Here is an 880-nt window from a genome sequence, read left to right as displayed (position 1 = left end):
CACGCCGGGGACGGCGGCCGAGCGGCGGGAGGGGCGCCGGTAGCTGTGGTTCTCGCCCGTCCCCGGCGCGCCCGCCGCCGAGCGGATCGCGGCCCCGAGCAACTGCCGCCAGGGCTGCGGCGGATGGAACGCCTCCTCGGCCCAGCGCCGCCAGCCGTCCGGCGCGTCACCGGGCCTGCCCTTGATCCCCTCGGCGACGCGGAAGCGGACCGCGTCCCGCTGCTGGCGGGTCAGCCCGTTCGCCCCGTCCGGGCCCAGCTCCCACGGCCTGCCGTGCCCGTCGGCGCCGCTGCCGCAGTCCAGCCAGGCCAGATCCCCGGCGAGCCCCGACATCGACGCCGTGCGCAGGTACTCCTCCATGAGCAGCCCGTCGGGCAGCCGCAGCAGCGACGGCAGCACCGCCCCCGCGGGCCGGGGCAGCCCGTCCCCGTAGATGTCGTCGTTGATCTCGAAGTCGGCGGCGATGTTGCGCCGCAGCGGCTCACCGGGCCCGTGCTCCTCGTGAGCGCGGGCATACCGCTCGCCCCGCCCGTGGTGGTCCCGCAGCAGATGGGAGACCTCGTGCACCCAGACGCCCGCCAGCTCCTGCACCGGGGTGCGGGCCACGAAGCCCGGGGAGACGTAGACGCGCCAGTACGCGTCGACGCCCATCGTGGGCACCGAGCTGTCCGCGACGATGTGCAGGGCGAACAGCGCGGCGGCCAGGTAGGGGCGGACCCGCACCGCGTGCAGCCGGGCGGCCAGCAACTTCTCCATGTCCAGCGGGAGTCCGGGCCCGGTGTCCCGGGTGACCGGCGGCTTCGGCAGGGTGGCCCGCACCGGGCGCGGCGGCGCCGGCCGCGACATCGGCCGCGGCACCGGCCCTGCCGTCTTCCTCGGC

General features: G+C 77.0%; 1 pseudogene. It reads right to left on the bottom strand.

The annotated features are described in order from the left end of the window. Nucleotides 1-756 (bottom strand): annotated as a pseudogene (locus G3I40_RS37250) (hypothetical protein); the annotation flags it as partial. Between the last annotated feature and the right edge of the window lie 124 nt (nt 757-880).

The organism is Streptomyces sp. SID14478 (assembly GCF_010548525.1).
Classification (GTDB): Bacteria; Actinomycetota; Actinomycetes; order Streptomycetales; family Streptomycetaceae; genus Streptomyces.
This window is presented reverse-complemented; position numbering and strand designations above follow the sequence as displayed.